The sequence below is a fragment of the Priestia sp. MDV22-iso46 genome (assembly GCF_058629175.1).
Genome location: NZ_JBZVWT010000004.1, coordinates 102,829 through 122,138, shown reverse-complemented (window position 1 = coordinate 122,138; position 19,310 = coordinate 102,829). Strand labels below are relative to the sequence as shown.

16 protein-coding genes and 1 other RNA gene are annotated in these 19,310 nt (G+C 39.9%); 13 read left to right on the top strand and 4 right to left on the bottom strand.

The window, feature by feature from the left end:
- Positions 1-82 precede the first annotated feature (82 nt).
- From rpoN to ssrA, 13 genes are all read left to right on the top strand, one after another.
- Positions 83-1,393: an RNA polymerase factor sigma-54 gene (gene rpoN, locus AC4NPH_RS21525; RefSeq protein ID WP_013059705.1), complete on the top strand. Its 1,311-nt coding sequence runs from the start codon at positions 83-85 to the stop codon at positions 1,391-1,393.
- Positions 1,394-1,405: 12 nt separating this feature from the next.
- Positions 1,406-1,654: a glutaredoxin family protein gene (locus AC4NPH_RS21520; RefSeq protein WP_025601476.1), complete on the top strand. Its 249-nt coding sequence runs from the start codon at positions 1,406-1,408 to the stop codon at positions 1,652-1,654.
- Positions 1,655-1,787: 133 nt separating this feature from the next.
- Positions 1,788-2,816, top strand: a complete 1,029-nt coding sequence (locus tag AC4NPH_RS21515) for a sugar-binding transcriptional regulator (protein ID WP_013059703.1) — start codon at positions 1,788-1,790, stop codon at positions 2,814-2,816.
- 45 nt (positions 2,817-2,861) lie between these two features.
- Positions 2,862-3,869 (top strand): type I glyceraldehyde-3-phosphate dehydrogenase, encoded by a 1,008-nt coding sequence (gap, locus tag AC4NPH_RS21510; protein ID WP_013059702.1) that lies wholly within the window; start codon positions 2,862-2,864, stop codon positions 3,867-3,869.
- A gap of 309 nt (positions 3,870-4,178) precedes the next feature.
- A complete protein-coding gene (locus AC4NPH_RS21505) occupies positions 4,179-5,363 on the top strand; it encodes a phosphoglycerate kinase (protein ID WP_013059701.1) in 1,185 nt (394 codons plus the stop codon).
- Positions 5,364-5,538: 175 nt separating this feature from the next.
- On the top strand, positions 5,539-6,294 hold the full coding sequence (gene tpiA, locus AC4NPH_RS21500; RefSeq protein ID WP_063670679.1) for a triose-phosphate isomerase: 756 nt from the start codon (positions 5,539-5,541) through the stop codon (positions 6,292-6,294).
- Positions 6,294-7,826: a 2,3-bisphosphoglycerate-independent phosphoglycerate mutase gene (gene gpmI / locus AC4NPH_RS21495; RefSeq protein WP_013059699.1), complete on the top strand. Its 1,533-nt coding sequence runs from the start codon at positions 6,294-6,296 to the stop codon at positions 7,824-7,826. The genes tpiA and gpmI overlap by 1 nt, the downstream gene beginning before the upstream one ends.
- Before the next feature lie 24 nt (positions 7,827-7,850).
- Positions 7,851-9,146 carry a phosphopyruvate hydratase gene (eno, locus tag AC4NPH_RS21490; RefSeq protein WP_013059698.1) on the top strand — a complete coding sequence of 432 codons (1,296 nt, stop codon included), beginning with the start codon at positions 7,851-7,853 and terminating at the stop codon, positions 9,144-9,146.
- A gap of 208 nt (positions 9,147-9,354) precedes the next feature.
- Positions 9,355-9,588, top strand: a complete 234-nt coding sequence (gene secG / locus AC4NPH_RS21485; RefSeq protein ID WP_013059697.1) for a preprotein translocase subunit SecG — start codon at positions 9,355-9,357, stop codon at positions 9,586-9,588.
- A 267-nt stretch (positions 9,589-9,855) separates the two neighbouring features.
- The gene (locus AC4NPH_RS21480) at positions 9,856-10,596 is read left to right on the top strand and encodes an alpha/beta hydrolase (protein WP_013059696.1); all 741 of its coding nucleotides are present in this window, start codon (positions 9,856-9,858) and stop codon (positions 10,594-10,596) included.
- A 38-nt stretch (positions 10,597-10,634) separates the two neighbouring features.
- Positions 10,635-12,977 carry a ribonuclease R gene (rnr, locus tag AC4NPH_RS21475; protein WP_013059695.1) on the top strand — a complete coding sequence of 781 codons (2,343 nt, stop codon included), beginning with the start codon at positions 10,635-10,637 and terminating at the stop codon, positions 12,975-12,977.
- 151 nt (positions 12,978-13,128) lie between these two features.
- The gene (gene smpB, locus AC4NPH_RS21470) at positions 13,129-13,596 is read left to right on the top strand and encodes an SsrA-binding protein SmpB (protein WP_013059694.1); all 468 of its coding nucleotides are present in this window, start codon (positions 13,129-13,131) and stop codon (positions 13,594-13,596) included.
- Positions 13,597-13,733: 137 nt separating this feature from the next.
- Positions 13,734-14,095: a transfer-messenger RNA gene (ssrA, locus tag AC4NPH_RS21465) on the top strand.
- Between the two features lie 130 nt (positions 14,096-14,225).
- Here the strand turns inward: ssrA and modB are convergent.
- The 4 genes from modB to fdhF all read right to left on the bottom strand — a co-directional run bounded on the left by modB (position 14,226) and on the right by fdhF (position 19,243).
- Positions 14,226-14,882 (bottom strand): molybdate ABC transporter permease subunit, encoded by a 657-nt coding sequence (gene modB / locus AC4NPH_RS21460; RefSeq protein WP_013059693.1) that lies wholly within the window; start codon positions 14,880-14,882, stop codon positions 14,226-14,228.
- Positions 14,883-14,889: 7 nt separating this feature from the next.
- Positions 14,890-15,687 carry a molybdate ABC transporter substrate-binding protein gene (gene modA / locus AC4NPH_RS21455; RefSeq protein ID WP_013059692.1) on the bottom strand — a complete coding sequence of 266 codons (798 nt, stop codon included), beginning with the start codon at positions 15,685-15,687 and terminating at the stop codon, positions 14,890-14,892.
- 125 nt (positions 15,688-15,812) lie between these two features.
- The gene (locus AC4NPH_RS21450) at positions 15,813-16,292 is read right to left on the bottom strand and encodes a helical membrane plugin domain-containing protein (RefSeq protein WP_013085382.1); all 480 of its coding nucleotides are present in this window, start codon (positions 16,290-16,292) and stop codon (positions 15,813-15,815) included.
- An 11-nt stretch (positions 16,293-16,303) separates the two neighbouring features.
- Positions 16,304-19,243, bottom strand: coding sequence for a formate dehydrogenase subunit alpha (gene fdhF / locus AC4NPH_RS21445; protein ID WP_013059690.1), 2,940 nt, complete (start codon positions 19,241-19,243; stop codon positions 16,304-16,306).
- Positions 19,244-19,310: the final 67 nt, after the last annotated feature.

Genomic DNA, 19,310 nt, shown 5'->3' with positions numbered 1-19,310 from the left:
GAAAAAATTACATATAAAAAATAGTTACATGCTCTTTGAAAGCGTTTTTATAGTAAAATAGATGAAGGGGAGGGGAGAAATAATGGAGATTGGATTATTTCAGCAGCAGTCGTTAAAGCTGACGATGTCAAAAGAATTATCACAAGCTATTTCTCTTTTACAATATTCATCGATGGATATTGTAGCGTTTTTACATGAGCAGGCGCTTCAAAATCCGCTTATAGATTTTTCAGAGCTGCCCGTCTATACATCTCACAATCAAAAAAATCATGCAACTTCTGATTCAACAGATTATATGAGCAGTATACCAGCTCCTAAAGAAACGCTGTACGAACATTTAATGAATCAATCCGCATTGTTAAAATTAGATGAATGTGAGCAGGCAGCCGTTGAGTTTGTCATTCATAGTCTGGATGATGCTGGCTATTTGCACGATGAGTTAATCATACTTGCTAACCAGCTTGGCCAAGGTCAAGAGCAGGTTGAAAAGGCTCTCCAGCTTGTGCAGCAGATGGACCCGGCAGGAGTAGGGGCAAGAAGTTTACAAGAGTGCTTAATGCTTCAATTAAAAAGGAATAATCAATGGACAGAAAAAATAGAGCAAATTTTGACACATCACTTTGAGGAATTTGCGTATAAAAAATGGATGAAAATCTCAAAGTTATGTCAAATCTCACTTGAAGCTCTTCAACAATTACATGAACAGATTAAGAAATTAAATCCTCGTCCTGGATCGTTTTATATGAAGTCCAATGAACGATTCATTGTACCGGATTTTATTGTGAAAATTGAAGATGGAAATGTCGTTGCTTATGCAAATGAGGATTTGGAACCTCGACTTTCAGTGAATGAACAATACAAACTTCAGCTGAAAAATAGGCAGAACCAAGAAATGTTTTCTTATTTGCAAGAGAAATATCGTGAATTCCAATGGATTATGAAAAGTTTACACACACGCAAAGATACATTAAACGCATTAATGAATACCTTACTCGTTGAACAAGAAGCATTTTTTAAAAAGGGTCCTTCGTATTTGAAGCCGTTAACAATGAAGGAAGTAGCGGAACAAACGTCTGTGCATGAATCAACGATTAGCCGTGCTACTCGGCACAAATATATTCAAACGCCTTTTGGCACCTTTTCAATGAAATCTTTTTTCTCAACTAGTATTCAACTGGGCAACAACGAAGCGACTTCTACAACTCACGTAAAAGAACTGCTTAAAAAGCTAGTAGCAGAAGAAAACAAACAGCGTCCGCTTTCAGATCAGCAGTTGGCTAACGTCTTGCAAAGCAATTATAACGTTACTATTTCAAGAAGAACGGTAGCCAAATATCGAGACCAATTAAACGTTCTACCATCCAGTCAACGAAAACTTTTTGTGACGCAGTAAAGGAGTGAGAATGTGGAAGTCGTACTGTATACCAAAAATGGCTGTCATTTATGCGATGATGCAAAGAAGCTGCTTGCAGAGATGCAGTCTGAGTTTCCCTTGCAGCTTATTGAACGAGATATTTACAAAAACGATGAGTGGCTGGAAAAGTATCACCTTGCGATTCCTGTAGTAGAAATGGATGGAGAAGAAGTGGAATATGGAAAAATAACAGGTATTCCATTAAGAAAACGCTTACTTTTAAAAATAGGCAACACATGAGTTGAATAAAGGATTCACTCCTGTTAGAATAGATTTTGTAGCAGGGTGAATTTTTTTTGCGCAAGGTGGGACATAATATGTCTATACGGGACAAAATATGTCCAGCGAGTTTATGCCTTAAGGGGATTTTAACATGCGTTCTTTAATAGAAGTACAACGAAAATTATTACCTGAACTTCTCTCAGTTATGCAAAAGCGCTATCAAATCTTGCAATACATACGTTTAATGCAGCCGATTGGCCGCAGAAACTTAGCTGTAAGCCTTGGGCTAACAGAACGTGTGTTACGAAGCGAAGTAACATTCTTAAAAGAACAAGATTTGATTGACATTTACCCTAGTGGGATGACGCTTACAAACGAGGGAGAACTACTTCTAGCTGAATTAGAAGAAGTAATGAAGGAAGTTTCAGGACTTCGATTATTGGAAACAACATTAAAAGAGGCGTTTTCTTTATCAGAAGTTGTTGTTGTATCTGGAGATAGTGATCAGTCTCCTTGGGTCAAAAATGAAATGGGTCGAGCATCTGTTTCGTGTATCAAGGAGCGCCTTGTTGGTGAAAAAAATACCGTTGCTGTTACAGGTGGTACAACGCTTGCCGCCGTTGCCGAAATGATGACACCTGATTCAAAACACCCTGATATACTTTTTGTACCTGCTCGCGGAGGGCTAGGTGAAAATGTACAAAACCAAGCAAACACGATTTGTGCTAAGATGGCTGAAAAGTCCATGAGTCACTATCGCTTGCTTCATGTTCCAGATCAGCTTAGTGATGAAGCATACCGATCCATTATCGGTGAGCCATCTATTAAAGACATGCTTCATTTAATCAAGTCCGCTGGTATGGTTGTTCACGGAATAGGAGACGCTATGACAATGGCAGAACGCCGTAAAACACCACAGGCTGACTTAGAAAAAGTGAAAAATGGACATGCTGTAGGTGAGGCATTTGGATACTATTTTAATCATCAAGGCGAAGTTGTTCATAAAGTTAAAACAGTTGGCATACAACTCGATGATTTAAAGAACAATAAATGTGTTATTGCTGTTGCAGGAGGTTCATCAAAAGCAAAGGCAATTAAAGCGTTTATGCAACAAGCGCATGATTCGATTCTCATTACAGATGAAGGCGCCGCAAAAGAGTTAGTAAGGGATTTTAATTAATCCCTCATATAAAAAATACTTTTTACATTCAAGGAGGAAATACCCATGGCAGTAAAAATTGGTATTAACGGATTTGGTCGTATCGGCCGTAATGTATTCCGCGCAGCTTTAAAAAATGATAACGTTGAAGTAGTAGCAATCAACGACTTAACAGATGCTAACATGCTTGCTCACCTTTTAAAATATGATTCTGTACACGGAAAATTAGATGCAGAAGTAGTAGTAGATGGTAGCAACTTAGTAGTAAACGGTAAAACAATCGAAATCTCTGCTGAACGTGACCCAGCTCAATTATCTTGGGGCAAACAAGGCGTAGAAATCGTTGTTGAATCTACTGGATTCTTCACAAAACGCGCTGACGCTGCGAAACACTTAGAAGCAGGAGCTAAAAAAGTAATCATCTCTGCTCCAGCATCTGACGAAGATATCACAATCGTAATGGGTGTTAACGAAGACAAATACGATGCGGCTAACCACAACGTAATTTCAAACGCTTCTTGTACAACTAACTGCTTAGCGCCATTTGCTAAAGTGTTAAATGACAAGTTCGGTCTTAAACGCGGAATGATGACAACAGTTCACTCTTACACAAACGACCAACAAATCTTAGACTTACCACATAAAGATTACCGTCGTGCTCGTGCAGCTGCTGAAAACATCATCCCAACTTCAACTGGTGCTGCTAAAGCTGTATCTCTAGTATTACCTGAATTAAAAGGTAAATTAAACGGTGGAGCTATGCGTGTTCCAACTCCAAACGTTTCTTTAGTAGACTTAGTTGCTGAACTTGACAAAGAAGTAACTGTTGAAGATGTAAACAACGCTCTTAAAGAAGCTGCTGAAGGCGATCTTAAAGGCATCCTTGGTTACAGCGAAGAGCCACTAGTATCTGGTGACTACAATGGTAACATCAACTCTTCTACAATCGATGCATTATCTACAATGGTAATGGAAGGTAACATGGTTAAAGTTATCTCTTGGTACGATAACGAGAGCGGATATTCTAACCGTGTAGTAGACCTTGCTCAATACATCGCTGCTAAAGGACTATAAGAATAACTTAAAATTCGCTTCTATTTGATTCAATAAGACAGAAATCGACTAGACTTTCCTTTTTTATTGGATATCTGAAAATAGAACGACTATAATAAGACTTGCTAAGGAAGAGAGGGGCATACCCCCTCTTCCTTGATTTATGTATTGGCTTCTACATGAAAAAGCATCATAAGCAGCTAACTGGAGTTTCACTTTATATAGAAAGGCGCCAATATATAAAATGAAATGTACGGTGGTTTGTGGATTGATGATTACATAGAAGCCTACTTGCTTAGTACCATAAATACTTAAGGAGGCCTTTTAACGATGAACAAAAAAACGTTGAAAGACATCGATGTAAAAGGAAAGCGAGTATTTTGTCGCGTAGACTTTAACGTACCAATGAAAGACGGAAAAGTAACAGACGAAACTCGTATTCGTGCAGCTATTCCTACTATTCAATATTTAGTAGAACAAGGTGCAAAAGTAATTTTAGCTAGCCATCTTGGACGTCCAAAAGGCGAAGTTGTTGAAGAGTTACGTCTAAATGCTGTTGCAGAACGTTTACAAGCTCTTCTTGGTAAAGACGTTGCAAAAGCTGACGAAGCTTTTGGCGAAGAAGTAAAGAAAACAATCGACGGTATGAGCGAAGGCGATGTTTTAGTACTTGAAAACGTACGTTTTTACCCAGGTGAAGAGAAAAACGATCCTGAATTAGCAAAAGCATTTGCTGAATTAGCAGACGTGTACGTAAACGATGCATTCGGTGCAGCTCACCGTGCGCATGCTTCAACAGAAGGAATTGCACAACATATTCCAGCAGTAGCAGGTTTCTTAATGGAAAAAGAGCTTGATGTGCTTTCAAAAGCATTATCAAACCCAGAACGTCCATTTACTGCAATCGTTGGTGGAGCAAAAGTTAAAGACAAAATCGGTGTAATTGACCACTTGCTTGATAAAGTAGATAACTTAATCATCGGTGGAGGACTTTCTTACACATTTATTAAGGCACTAGGCCATGAAGTAGGTAAATCACTTCTTGAAGAAGACAAGATTGAACTTGCAAAATCTTTCATGGAAAAAGCTAAGAAAAACGGAGTAAACTTCTACATGCCAGTGGACGTGGTAGTAGCAGATGACTTCTCAAATGATGCTAATATTCAAGTTGTATCAATTGAAGATATTCCAAGTGATTGGGAAGGCTTAGACGCAGGACCGAAAACGCGTGAAATCTATGCTGACGTAATCAAAAACTCTAAGTTAGTTATTTGGAATGGACCAATGGGTGTATTTGAGTTAGATGCATTTGCTAACGGAACAAAAGCAGTAGCAGAAGCTTTAGCAGAAGCAACTGACACATATTCAGTAATCGGCGGAGGAGACTCTGCAGCAGCTGTTGAAAAATTCAACTTAGCTGATAAAATGAGCCATATTTCTACAGGTGGCGGTGCGTCACTAGAGTTTATGGAAGGTAAAGAACTTCCAGGCGTAGTTGCATTAAACGATAAGTAAGTTTATGTTTCAGTAAGACGGAGGACCGACCTGACGACTGATAATATAAAAAATTATCAAGCAGCGAAGATGGATGACCAAGAGATAAAAGGGACCGAATCACTTTTAACAGCACCCTCATGGACATCCAACGCGTGAAGGGAAAACCCACAATAAACAAAGGACGGTGTTATACATGCGTAAACCAATTATTGCAGGAAACTGGAAAATGAACAAAGTACTTTCTGAAGCAACTAGCTTTGTTGAAGAAGTAAAAGGAGCAGTACCATCTCCTGAAAGCGTAGAATCAGTAGTATGTGCACCTGCACTATTTTTAGATCGTTTAGTAGAAGCGACTAAAGGCACAGACTTAAAAATTGGTGCACAAAACATGCACTTTGAAGAAAACGGTGCGTTCACTGGAGAAGTGAGCCCTGTTGCTTTAGCAGACTTAGGTGTGAACTATGTCATTTTAGGACACTCTGAGCGTCGTGAAATGTTTGCTGAAACGGACGAAACAGTAAACCAAAAAACAATTGCTGCATTCAAACACGGTTTAACACCAATCGTTTGCTGCGGTGAAACAAACGAAGAGTACGAAGAAGATCAAACAAAAACAGTTGTAGCTAATCAAGTACAAAAAGCATTAGCTGGTCTAACTGATGAGCAAGTAAAACAAACGGTTATCGCATATGAGCCAATCTGGGCAATCGGTACAGGTAAATCTTCAACTGCTGAAGGTGCAAACGAAGTTTGTGCATACATCCGTAGCGTTGTTGCAGAACAATTCTCTCAAGATGTTGCAGATGCTGTACGTATTCAATACGGAGGTAGCGTAAAACCTGCTAATATTAAAGAATATATGTCTCAATCAGACATTGACGGAGCTTTAGTAGGTGGAGCAAGCTTAGAAGCAGATTCTTTCTTACAGCTTTTGGAGGCTGGTAAGTAATGAGTAAAAAGCCAGTAGCATTAATCATCTTAGATGGTTTTGCATTACGCGATGAAGATAAAGGTAATGCGGTAACACATGCAAAAAAACCAAACTTCGACCGTTTCTGGAACGAGTATCCTCATGCTACACTTCAGGCGTCTGGAGAAGCTGTAGGCTTACCAGAAGGCCAAATGGGTAACTCTGAAGTAGGTCACTTAAACATCGGCGCAGGCCGAATTGTGTACCAAAGCTTAACTCGTGTAAACGTAGCAATTCGTGAAGGCGAGTTTGAACAAAACGAAACGCTTCTAGCAGCTGTAAAGCACGCAAAAGAAAAGGGTACAAACCTTCATCTTTTCGGGCTTTTATCTGATGGCGGTGTACACAGTCATATCGAACATCTATATGCATTATTGCGTCTAGCTAAGAGTGAAGGCTTAGAAAAAGTCTACATTCATGGCTTCTTAGATGGTCGTGACGTAGCACCTCAATCTGCTGAAACGTATTTAAAAGAACTTAATGAAAAAATTGAAGAGTACGGCGTTGGTGAAATTGCAACACTTTCAGGACGTTACTACTCAATGGACCGCGACAAACGCTGGGAGCGCGTAGAGAAATCATATCGCGCAATGGTGTACGGCGAAGGTCCATCATATACAAGCGCTGAAGAGTGCGTAAAAGATTCGTATGACAATGGAATCTATGACGAATTCGTTTTACCTTCTGTTATTACAAAAGAAGACGGATCGCCAGTTGCGACAATTCAAGACGAAGATGCAGTTATTTTCTACAACTTCCGTCCGGATCGCGCAATTCAAATTTCAAATACGTTCGCAAACGAAGATTTCCGTTCATTTGATCGCGGTGAAAAACATCCAAAACACTTACATTTTGTATGTTTAACTCACTTCAGCGAAACAGTTGACGGATATGTAGCCTTTAAGCCAATTAACTTGGATAACACGCTTGGTGAAGTATTATCTCAAAATAACTTAAAGCAGCTTCGTATTGCCGAGACAGAAAAATATCCTCACGTAACGTTCTTTATGAGCGGTGGACGTGAAGCAGAGTTTCCTGGTGAAACACGTATCTTAATCGATTCACCAAAAGTAGCAACATATGACTTGAAACCTGAGATGAGTGCTTATGAAGTGACGGACGCGTTGCTTGCAGAAATCGAAGGCGATAAGCAAGACGCTATTTTATTAAACTTTGCAAATCCTGATATGGTAGGCCATTCAGGTATGTTAGAACCAACTGTAAAAGCGATTGAAACAGTAGATGAGTGCTTAGGCAAAATTGTAGATGCAATTTTAGCTAAAGGCGGTACAGCAATCATCACAGCAGACCATGGTAATGCTGATGAAGTGATTACGCTTGAAGGTAATCCAATGACGGCTCATACAACGAATCCTGTTCCAGTAATCGTAACCAAACAAGGCTTAGAGCTTCGTGAAGACGGTATTCTAGGAGATCTAGCTCCTACGATGCTTACTCTTCTAGACGTAGCACAGCCAAAAGAAATGACAGGTAAAACATTAATTAAATAATTAATTATAAAGGAGAGTTTTAAAATGCCAGCAATTCTTGACATTTATGCACGCGAAGTATTAGATTCTCGCGGTAACCCAACAGTTGAAGTTGAAGTATATACTGAATCAGGCGCTTTCGGACGCGCTTTAGTACCAAGTGGTGCTTCTACTGGTGAATACGAAGCAGTAGAATTACGCGATGGTGACAAATCTCGCTACCTAGGTAAAGGTGTATTAAAAGCAGTAGAAAACGTAAACGAAATTATCGCTCCTGAATTAGTAGGTATGGACGTAACTGATCAAATCGGTATCGACCGCCTTATGATCGAGTTAGACGGTACTGAAAACAAAGGTAAATTAGGTGCCAACGCTATTCTTGGTGTATCTATGGCAGTAGCTCACGCAGCAGCTGATTTCGTAGGTCTTCCATTATACCGTTACCTTGGTGGATTCAACGCTAAGCAATTACCAACTCCAATGATGAACATCATCAACGGTGGTTCTCATGCTGATAACAACGTTGACTTCCAAGAATTCATGATCTTACCTGTAGGAGCTCCTACATTTAAAGAAGCAATCCGTATGGGTGCTGAAGTATTCCACGCGTTAAAATCTGTTTTATCTGCTAAAGGCTTAAACACAGCTGTAGGTGACGAAGGTGGTTTCGCTCCTAACTTAGGTTCTAACCGTGAAGCATTAGAAGTAATTGTAGAAGCAATCACAAAAGCTGGTTACGAAGCTGGTAAAGACATCCAATTAGGTATGGACGTAGCTTCTTCTGAGTTCTTCAACAAAGAAACTGGTAAATATGACTTAGCAGGCGAAGGCCGTACAGGCGTAACTTCTGCTGAAATGGTAGATTTCTACGAGCAGTTAGTTAACGAATTCCCAATCGTTTCAATCGAAGACGGTTTAGACGAAAATGACTGGGATGGTCACAAGCTATTAACTGAGCGCATTGGCGGAAAAGTACAGCTTGTTGGTGACGATCTATTCGTAACAAACACGAAAAAACTTGCTCAAGGTATCGAACAAGGCGTAGGTAACTCTATCCTTATCAAAGTTAACCAAATCGGTACATTAACTGAAACGTTCGAAGCTATCGAAATGGCTAAACGTGCTGGTTACACAGCAGTAGTTTCTCACCGTTCTGGTGAAACTGAAGATGCAACAATCGCTGATATCGCTGTTGCAACAAACGCTGGTCAAATCAAAACTGGTTCTATGAGCCGTACAGATCGTATTGCGAAATACAACCAATTACTACGCATCGAAGACGAGCTAGGTGTTCTAGCTGTATACGATGGCGCTAAATCTTTCTACAACTTAAAAAAATAAGTTGAAAGTATAAAAAACGGATGACGATTGTCATCCGTTTTTTTACGTTAAAATCCGTTGTATTTAACTGCCATTACTTGTACGAGAGGGTTTTTTATGATAAATTAACCTTAGCGTAGTGCGCGTACTTTATCCCCGGTAATGCCAATCAGAAGGGATGAAGAAACCCCGCTGATTGACTATTACTTGGTGTAGGAGGTGTGTCTTAGTGCATACATTGCTGATTACTTTGCTAGTGATTGTTTCAATTGCTTTGATTGTTGTGGTCGTTTTACAATCAAGTAAAACTACTGGATTATCTGGAGCTATTTCCGGTGGAGCTGAAACGTTATTTGGGAAACAAAAAGCACGTGGAATTGACTTAGTTTTACACCGTTTGACAGTAGTGTTATCTATCTTATTCTTTGTATTAACACTTGCTGTATCTTATTTCAAACTTTAATATGTTACTGGATAGACTGCCACCTAATGCATATGTACTTGGTGTATACCAACTTATGTATTAGGTGGTTTTTTAATGGGTGTGTTGAATACTTTAATTTCATTTTTAAGTAATGATATAATATAGCTTTAGAAAAAAGTACTAAATATAGTATAAAAGCGTAAAAGTTGATGGCCACATCTCTTGTTATGTGATGACCGTCACATAAATACATGTTTTTTTCTATTAGGACTGCAGATATTATAACTAAAAGGAGTTAAATGATATATGAAAATTGCACAACCAAAGCCATTTACATTTGAAGGCGGCGAAAAAGCTGTTTTATTACTTCATGGTTTTACCGGAAATTCTGCTGACGTTCGTATGTTAGGTCGTTTTCTAGAGAAAAAAGGATACACATGCCACGCACCTCATTACAAAGGACATGGCGTAGCGCCTGAAGAACTTGTTCATACTGGTCCAAAAGATTGGTGGAAAGATGTCATGGACGGCTATGAGTTTTTGAAAAGCAAAGGTCATGAAAGTATTGCCGCTGTAGGTCTTTCACTAGGTGGCGTATTTTCACTGAAATTAGGTTACACTGTACCTATAAAGGGTATTGTGCCTATGTGCGCCCCTATGTATATAAAGAGTGAAGAAGTCATGTATGAAGGTGTTTTAGCGTATGCACGCGAATATAAAAAGCGTGAAGGTAAATCGTCTGAACAGATTGAACAAGAAATGGAAGAGTTCAAGCAAACACCAATGAACACATTAAAGTCTTTACAGGAATTAATCGCTGAAGTGCGAAATTCAGTTGATATGATTTATGCACCGACATTTGTTGTACAAGGTCGTCATGATCATATGATTAATACAGACAGCGCCAATATTATTTATAATAGCGTCGAGTCTCCTACAAAAGATATAAAATGGTACGAAGAATCTGGTCATACCATTACCTTTGATAAAGAGCGTGATCAGCTTCACGAGGATGTATATGCATTTTTGGAATCACTTGATTGGTGATAGAGATAATACGAATAAAGAAAAAGGAGGGACATGATGTGAAAGAAGAAAATCAGCCCTATATAAATGAAATATTGGATTTTATGAAAAGGGATAATTACAAACCTTTGACTGTCCAAGAGCTTGCAAAAGAATTTAATACTGAGGATGCAGAGTCATTCAAAGAGTTTGTGAAGGCACTTGTTATTATGGAAGAGAAGGGTTTAATTATCCGAGCAAGAAACGATCGCTACGGGCTGCCGGAACAAATGAATTTTGTCAAAGGGAAAGTAAGCGGACATGCAAAAGGGTTTGCGTTCGTAGTTCCTGAAGAAAAAGATGCGGGTGATGTATTTATTCCCCCTACTGAAACAAACAATGCTATGCACGGAGATATTGTGCTTGCAAGAGTGTCATCAGAATCATCAGGTGCTCGTCGTGAAGGAACCATTGTAAAAATCTTAGAACGAGGTACCCAGCAAATTGTAGGTACGTATACGCAAAGCAAAAATTTTGGCTTTGTGATTGCGGATGACAAAAAAATTGCAGGTGATATCTTTATTCCCAAAGCAGCAAGAAACGGTGCAGTTGAAGGCCATAAAGTAGTAGTAGAACTGACAACCTATCCGGAAGGCCGCATGAACGCAGAAGGAAAAGTTGTTCAAATTCTTGGACATAAAAACGATCCGGGGATCGATATCATTTCTGTTATCCATAAGCACGGTCTTCCTCAAGAATTTCCTGCTGATGCTTTAACACAAGCAATTGATACACCTGAAACGATTGACGAAAAAGATATCGGCAACCGCCGCGATCTTCGTGATCAAGTTATTGTAACCATTGACGGAGCAGATGCAAAAGATTTGGATGACGCCGTAACGGTTACAGAGCTTGAAAATGGAAACTACAAATTAGGCGTCCATATTGCAGATGTAAGTCACTACGTTAAAGAAGGTTCTCCGATTGATGTAGAAGCAGCAGAGCGCGGAACAAGCGTCTATTTAGTAGACCGAGTTATTCCAATGATTCCTCACCGTTTATCTAATGGAATTTGCTCATTAAATCCAAAAGTTAACCGTTTTACGCTTTCTTGTGAGATGGAAATCGATCCACAGGGTGAAGTAGTGAAACATGAGATTTTTGAAAGTGTCATCAAAACGACAGAACGAATGACGTATTCAGACGTTAACAAAATCTTAGTGGATAAAGACGAAGAAGTGTTAGAACGCTACGAGCCAATTGTTCCGATGTTTGAGCGTATGGAAAAGCTGGCAGCTATTCTTCGTAAAAAGAGAATGGATCGCGGTGCCATTGATTTTGATTTCAAAGAAGCAAAAGTATTAGTAGACGATGATGGCCATCCTCACGATGTTATTTTGCGTGAACGTTCGGTTGCTGAAAAGCTAATCGAAGAATTTATGCTAGCGGCGAATGAAACAGTAGCAGAACATTTTCACTGGATGAACGTACCGTTCATTTATCGTATTCATGAAGATCCAGATGCAGAGAAGCTTACTCGTTTCTTAGAGTTCATTACAAACTTTGGTTACACGGTGAAAGGAACAGGAAACGATATTCATCCGCGTGCGCTGCAGGATATTTTAGAAGAAGTAAAAGGTACGCCTGAAGAGATGGTTATTTCAACTGTTATGCTTCGTTCGATGAAACAAGCGAAATATGAAGCAGAAAGTTTAGGCCACTTTGGTTTATCAGCTGAGTTCTATACGCATTTTACGTCTCCAATCCGTCGTTATCCGGATTTAATCGTTCATCGTCTCATTCGCACGTATTTAATTGAAGGAAAAACAGATCAGCAAACGCAAGAAAAATGGCGCGAGCTTCTGCCTGATGTTGCTGAGCATTCTTCTAATATGGAACGTCGTTCAGTTGACGCTGAGCGGGAAACGGACGATATGAAAAAAGCTGAGTTTATGGCTGATAAAGTTGGGGAAGTATTTAATGGTATTATTAGCTCTGTTACTAACTTTGGAATGTTCGTGGAGCTAGAAAATACGATTGAAGGTTTAGTTCACGTCAGTGACTTAACAGATGACTATTATCGTTACGACGAACGTCACTATGCGATGATTGGAGAAAAAACGGGCAATGTCTTCCGAATTGGAGACGAAATTGAAGTGAAAGTCGCCGATGTGAATAAAGACGAGCGTTCAGTTGACTTTATTATTGTAGGAATGAAAGAAAGCCGCAAACGCTTATCTAAAGACCGTCCTAAAGTGATTAAAGCAAAACAAAAGTCACGCAAAGATGATAAAGGAAAAGGTCGCGAGGGCAGCCGAAGCAAAAATGAAGAGTGGTCTACTCAAAAGCCAAAGAAGAAAAAGAAAAAGAGATTCTTCGAGGGTGCCCCAAATGTTAAGCGCAAAAAGAAAAAGCGTAAATAATCGAAATCGACAGCAGTGAAGCAGAAGGGTATTCCTTCTGCTTCAAAACAGCTCCATTAAACGTTTTAGTTGTTGTTTAGATTTCCATACAGTAAAATGATACATAATATCATACATATACGTAAGTACGGCTGAAGGGAAGGAACGTTTTATGCCAAAAGGTGAAGGGAAATTAATTGCACAAAACAAAAAAGCCCGCCACGACTTTTTTATTGAAGAAACATATGAGACGGGTATTGTTCTACAAGGAACGGAAATCAAATCAATTCGTAATGGGCGTGTAAATTTAAAGGACTCTTTTGCTCGTGTGCAAAACGGAGAAGTATTTCTACACAATATGCACGTTAGTCCTTACGAACAAGGAAATCGATACAATCATGAGCCGTTGCGTACACGAAAGCTATTGCTCCATAAGCGTGAAATCAGCAAGCTAATTGGCTATTCAAAAGAAACGGGTTATTCATTAGTTCCTTTAAAAGTGTATTTAAAAAATGGATACGCAAAGGTTTTACTAGGGCTTGGTAAGGGTAAAAAGAAATATGACAAGCGTGAAGACTTAAAGCGAAAAGAAGCGAAGCGCGATATCGAACGAGCATTTCGTGATCGTCAAAAGATGTGACATTACAAAATCTTACAATTGCAAAATGCTCATTTTGTGATATAATAAGTATTGTTATCAGTTAGATTTCATTTTGCACACTGAAGTCGCTATCTGATGTAAGATTTTTTCTTACACATTCCGACTCCCTTTTATATGGGGACGTTACGGATTCGACAGGGGTAGTTCGAGCTTAGGTTGCGAGTCGAGGAGATGGCCTCGTTAAAACATCAACGCCAATAATAACTGGCAAATCTAACAATAACTTCGCTTTAGCTGCATAATAGTAGCTTAGCGGTTCCTCCCTCCATCGCCCATGTGGTAGGGTAAGGGACTCACTTTAAGTGGGCTACGCCGGAGTTCGCCGTCTGAGGACGAAGGAAGAGAATAATCAGACTAGCGACTGGGACGCCTGTTGGTAGGCAGAACAGCTCGCGAATTATCAATATGCCAACTACACTCGTAGACGCTTAAGTGGCGATATTTCTGGACGTGGGTTCGACTCCCACCGTCTCCACCAATACATATTGTATGGTGGCTTACCTTACTTATAACAGGAGTTAATCAAATGTATGTTCTTCATTTGATTAGCTCCTTTTTAATTTATGATGTATGTAAAAAGGATGCCTCTTACACAAAGAGACATCCTTTTACTTTTGTTTAAGCTGAACAAAAAGCAGCATAAGAAAGGAAAGAAAGACGATTGAAATAACCCATAGCCAAGCGAGATTCATGTTTCCAGAGTCAATCGCTACGTAGATAGCGGTAGGCACAGTTTGAGTTTCACCTGGAATATTGCCAGCAAACATCAAAGTGGCTCCAAACTCTCCGAGTGCTCTTGCCAGACTTAGCACTCCTCCTGTTACGATGGCTTTAGAAGCTAAAGGGATGGAAATAAAGAAAAAGACTTTCCATTCGCTTGCACCATCTACTCGAGCTGCGTCTTCAATTTCGTAATCTACGCCTTGAAAGCCTGTTTTGGCAGATTGATACATAAGCGGAAACGCAACGACAACGGATGCAATAACAGCTGCCCACCATGTGAAAATAACAGGTTGTTGAAAGACCCATTCAATTGCCCGGCCGAGCAGGCTGTGTTTCCCGAATATGACAATCAATAAAAATCCAACAACGGACGGAGGGAGCACCAACGGGAGCATTAACGCGGTTTCAATCATCACTTTTCCCTTAAAGTGTTTCCTGGATAACAGTTTTCCTATAACAGTGCCTAAAATAATAACGACAAATCCTGCTACTAATGCGATTTTAAGCGATAGCTGAAGAGGAGATAAAAATTCTTGAATCATAGCGGCCTCAATGTGCAGTGAAACCGTATTTCTTTAAAGTGTCAAGAGCTGTCTTACTTTGTAAAAATTGATAAAAAGCTTTTGCTTCTTGTGGATGTTTCGAATCCTTAATAACGCCTACAGGATATACAATTGGTTTGTGAGTGCTATTATCTGCAGTAGCGACAATCTTCACCTTTTTTGAAATCAAGGCATCGGTTTTATAAACCACCCCAGCTTCAACGTTTCCTGTCTCAACGTAGGAAAGCACCTGGCGTACGTCTTTCGCATAGACGGTTTTTGGCTCAATGTTTTTCCAAAGGTTCATGTGTTCAAAAGTCTCCTTCGCATACTGTCCGGCAGGAACGGATTCTGGTATTCCAAGTGCAATTTTTTGAACAGCCGGCTTTGATAGATCTTCAAAATTTGTGATAGCAGACGTATTATTCTTTGGCACGATAAGCACAAGGTCATTGCCAACCAAGTCAGTACCATTCTCCTTGGAGATAGCTCCTGCTTTTACTAGTGCATCAAACTTGTCTTCTGCTGCTGAAAAAAATAAATCAACAGGTGCGCCGTTTGTAATTTGCTGTTGCAGCGAGCCTGAAGCTCCAAAATTAAATTTCAAGTCTATATTTGGATGCTTTTTTTCATATTGCTTTTGAATATCAGTGAGCGCATCTTTTAAGCTGGCCGCAGCGGATATCGTTAAGCTGATGTTTTTGTGCTGAGCTGCGGATTGATCGGTATTTGTTTCGTTCGAACAAGCAGCAGTAAACATAATTAAAAATAATAGTGCGAATAAGGGTTTAAAGTATTGTTGCATCGTGTCACCTCAGTTAGTTGTAGTAAAGCAATTTAGTATAACTATATCACGTTCATTTAAAATTTGACTTCCTAAAAAGAAAACAGCGACTTGAAAGGGGGAAAACTTTCAAGTCGCTGCTTCATTTATTCTTCCAACGCTTTGCCCATTCCTTTTAAAAAGTGAAGCCCAAATCCAATTGCACGATTGACATCTGGATCGTTTAGCGCTTTTATAAGAGCTAATGCACTTACTTTTTTTCCTGTTTTTACATACTCATTCGCTTCGTTCATACCAGCTGTTGCGCTATTTACAAGTTTAGCAGTTACCTCTGGATCTGCCTTCATCAAACCGCTGCTTGCACCCATAAGAGTATTAATTAAATTAGTTACCGGTTCTCTGGAAATTTGATGAAGCGCAATTTTTGAGATTTTTTCTTTCGCTTGAATCATTGAATCAGCAGCTTCAAGAACACCCATGTCGTTAAGTTCGCCAACAATACCGAGAATACGGTTCAACGCTTCTTCATTATCTGCCAGCAGAGAAGTTAAATCTTCTAATTTTTGTTGTTTTTCTTCTTCCTCGCTTAGAAGAGGTTTCTTAATTTCTGTAATAGGTTGTGCCATCTTTTCTCCTCCTATTTACTTGTTAAATGGACGTAGCCAGGACGGTTCCATTTACGCTGAACCTCGACCCCATTTTGAGGATGACGTTTTTTGTTACGCGGATTTGTAGACGGTAAAGGCGTTTCTCCACCTTTACTTAATACTTCCATCCGTACTTTTGTTTGTTTGTAAGCCGGCGTATTTGTTCGTTGGTCGACTGCAGGTCCCGTCAAGAAGTTAATAGCCGAATCTTTATGAACAGAGTGCATTGGAAGATACAGCTCATTCGCTTTTACTCGCTCTGTAATTAATGCCTGTACTTTTACTGTTCCAAACGGTGAGATTAATCTGACAAGCGAACCTTCTTCAATTTCACGCTCCTTGGCAAGCTGAGGTGAAATTTCTACAAATACTTCCGGTACTTTTGATTGGATGCCGCTCGATTTATTGGTCATATTCCCTTCATGAAAATGTTCTAACATTCTTCCATTATTAATGTGTAGATCATATTCTTCTGGGAATTCGGCAGGAAGTACCCAATGTGATAAAGCAAAGCGCGCTTTTTTATCTGGGAAATTAAACCCATCGACGTAAAGTAACGGCGTGCTTTTCCCCTCTAAGCTCCCCCATAAGAAGCTATTCCAGCCTTCAAGGTTTTCGTAGCTGGCTTGGCTGAATAGGGGGGATAGACTAGCCATTTCTGCAAAGATATCACCAGGATGTGTATACGTCCAGTTCGCCCCTAAGCGGTTGGCAATCTCTTGAACAATCCACCAATCCGGCTTTGAATCACCGAGCGTTGGTAATGCTTGATATAATCTTTGGACACGTCGCTCTGTATTGGTAAACGTTCCGTCTTTTTCAAGAGAAGGAACAGCAGGAAGTACAACATCAGCATATTGAGCCGTTCTCGAAAGGAAAATGTCTTGGACGACAAAAAAATCTAAATTTGATAATATTTCATGCACGTGGTTAGCATTTGAATCAACAAGAGCCATATCTTCTCCGACAAGGTACATGGCCTTCATTTTTCCTTCATCAATTGAATGCAGCATTTGAATATTATCAAGCCCTGGCTTATCTTTAATTTTTACACCGTATGCTTTTTCAAATTTCGCCCGGGCGACTGAGTCTGTGACGTGCTGATAGCCTGGAAGCCAAGCCGGAAGAGTTCCCATATCACATGCTCCTTGGACGTTATTGTGGCCTCGGAGCGGATAAGCGCCTGCTCCAGGGCGTCGATAGTTTCCAGTAGCAAGCAACAGGTTTGAGATAGCCGCTGATGTATCAGAGCCTCCCGTATTTTGCGTTACGCCCATGCCCCACAGCACACAGGTTCCATCGGCGTCTCGAATCATTTCAGCTATTTGAATGAGCGTTGCTGCTGGAATACCCGTAATTTGTTCAGCATATTCAAGCGTGTACTTTTCAAGCAAAGAGTGAAAGTCTTCAAAATAGTTGACGTTTTCTTGGATGAATTTTTCATTGTGCCATCCTTGGTCAATCATGTATTTTGTTACAGCCATTAGCCATACTTGGTCCGTACCTTGTTTTGGACTGATAAAAATGTCAGAGCGTTCAGCCATTTCGTTTTTGCGCAAATCTGCGACAATTAGTTTTTGGTCATGAAGCTTATGCGCGCGTTTGATACGAGTTGCTAATACAGGGTGACCTTCAGCAGGGTTAGCTCCAACGATGATAACCAGTCCAGCTTTTGCGATGTCTTTTATCGTGCCGGCATCGCCTCCCATTCCCACTGTTCGAAATAATCCATCAGTTGCAGGAGACTGACAGTAGCGAGAGCAGTTGTCTACGTCATTTGTTTCAAACATTTGGCGAGCCAGCTTTTGAATAACATAGTTTTCTTCGTTTGTAATCTTAGAAGAAGAAATAAAACCAACTGATCCATGTCCATACTGCTGATTAATAGAGCTTAACCTGCTTGCTACTAAGTCGAGGGCTTCTTCCCATGACGACTCTACAAATGCGCCATTTTTTCGGATTAAAGGCTTAGTAATACGTTTTTCAGAGTTTACAAAATCCCAGCCGAATTTTCCTTTCACACAGGTTGAAATAGCATTTGCGGGAGCATCAGAGCTAGGCTGAACTTTAAGGATTTCACGGCCTTTTGTCCATACTTCAAATGAACATCCAACTCCGCAAAATGTACAGACAGTTTTTGTTTTTTTCGTGCGTGTTTCGCGCATAGCGGCTTCCACTTCTGAAACAGCAAAAATTCCGCTGTATCCAGGTTCTACTTCTTTAACTAAATCAATCATTGGGTTTAAAACGTCTTTTGGAAGTCCAGTCATAAATCCAGCTTCTCCAAGCATGGATTTTTCCATTAAGGCATTACAAGGGCATACGGTTACACATTGACCGCAGCTCACACAAGAAGATTCATTGATTGCTACACCGTCATCCCAGAGAACGCGGGGACGTTTCGCTTCCCAGTCGATAGAGAGTGTTTCATTAACTTGAAGATTTTGACAAACCTCTACGCATTGTCCACAAGCAATGCATTGATTAGGGTCATAACGGTAGAACGGATGAGACATATCGACTTCATTCTCTGAGGCCTTTGGCGTATAGGGGTATTTTTGATGTTCAATCTCCATCATTTCAGCCGTGTTATGTAATTTACAGTTTCCGTTGTTATTATCGCAAACGGTGCAGTATAGCAAATGATTCTCTAATAAACGATCCATTGCTTCCGTCTGTGCCGCTTTTGCGGGTGCTGATTGTAATTCAATCTTCATGCCGTTTTCAGCTTTTGTAGAACAAGAACGAACTAACTCGCCATTCATTTCAACGATACATGTGTCACAAGTTTGAATAGGGTCTACTTCAGGCACATAACAAATCTGAGGGTGCTCAATGCTTTGCTGGTTAATAATTTCGAGTATGGTAGAGCCTGAAGCTGCCTTGTATTCGTTGCCATTTATATGAACAGTGATGGTTTCACGACTCATTTGTTTTCCTCCTTTATATAAAAACAAAAAACCACCATGAATACACACGCCTAATTAAATAAGGGAA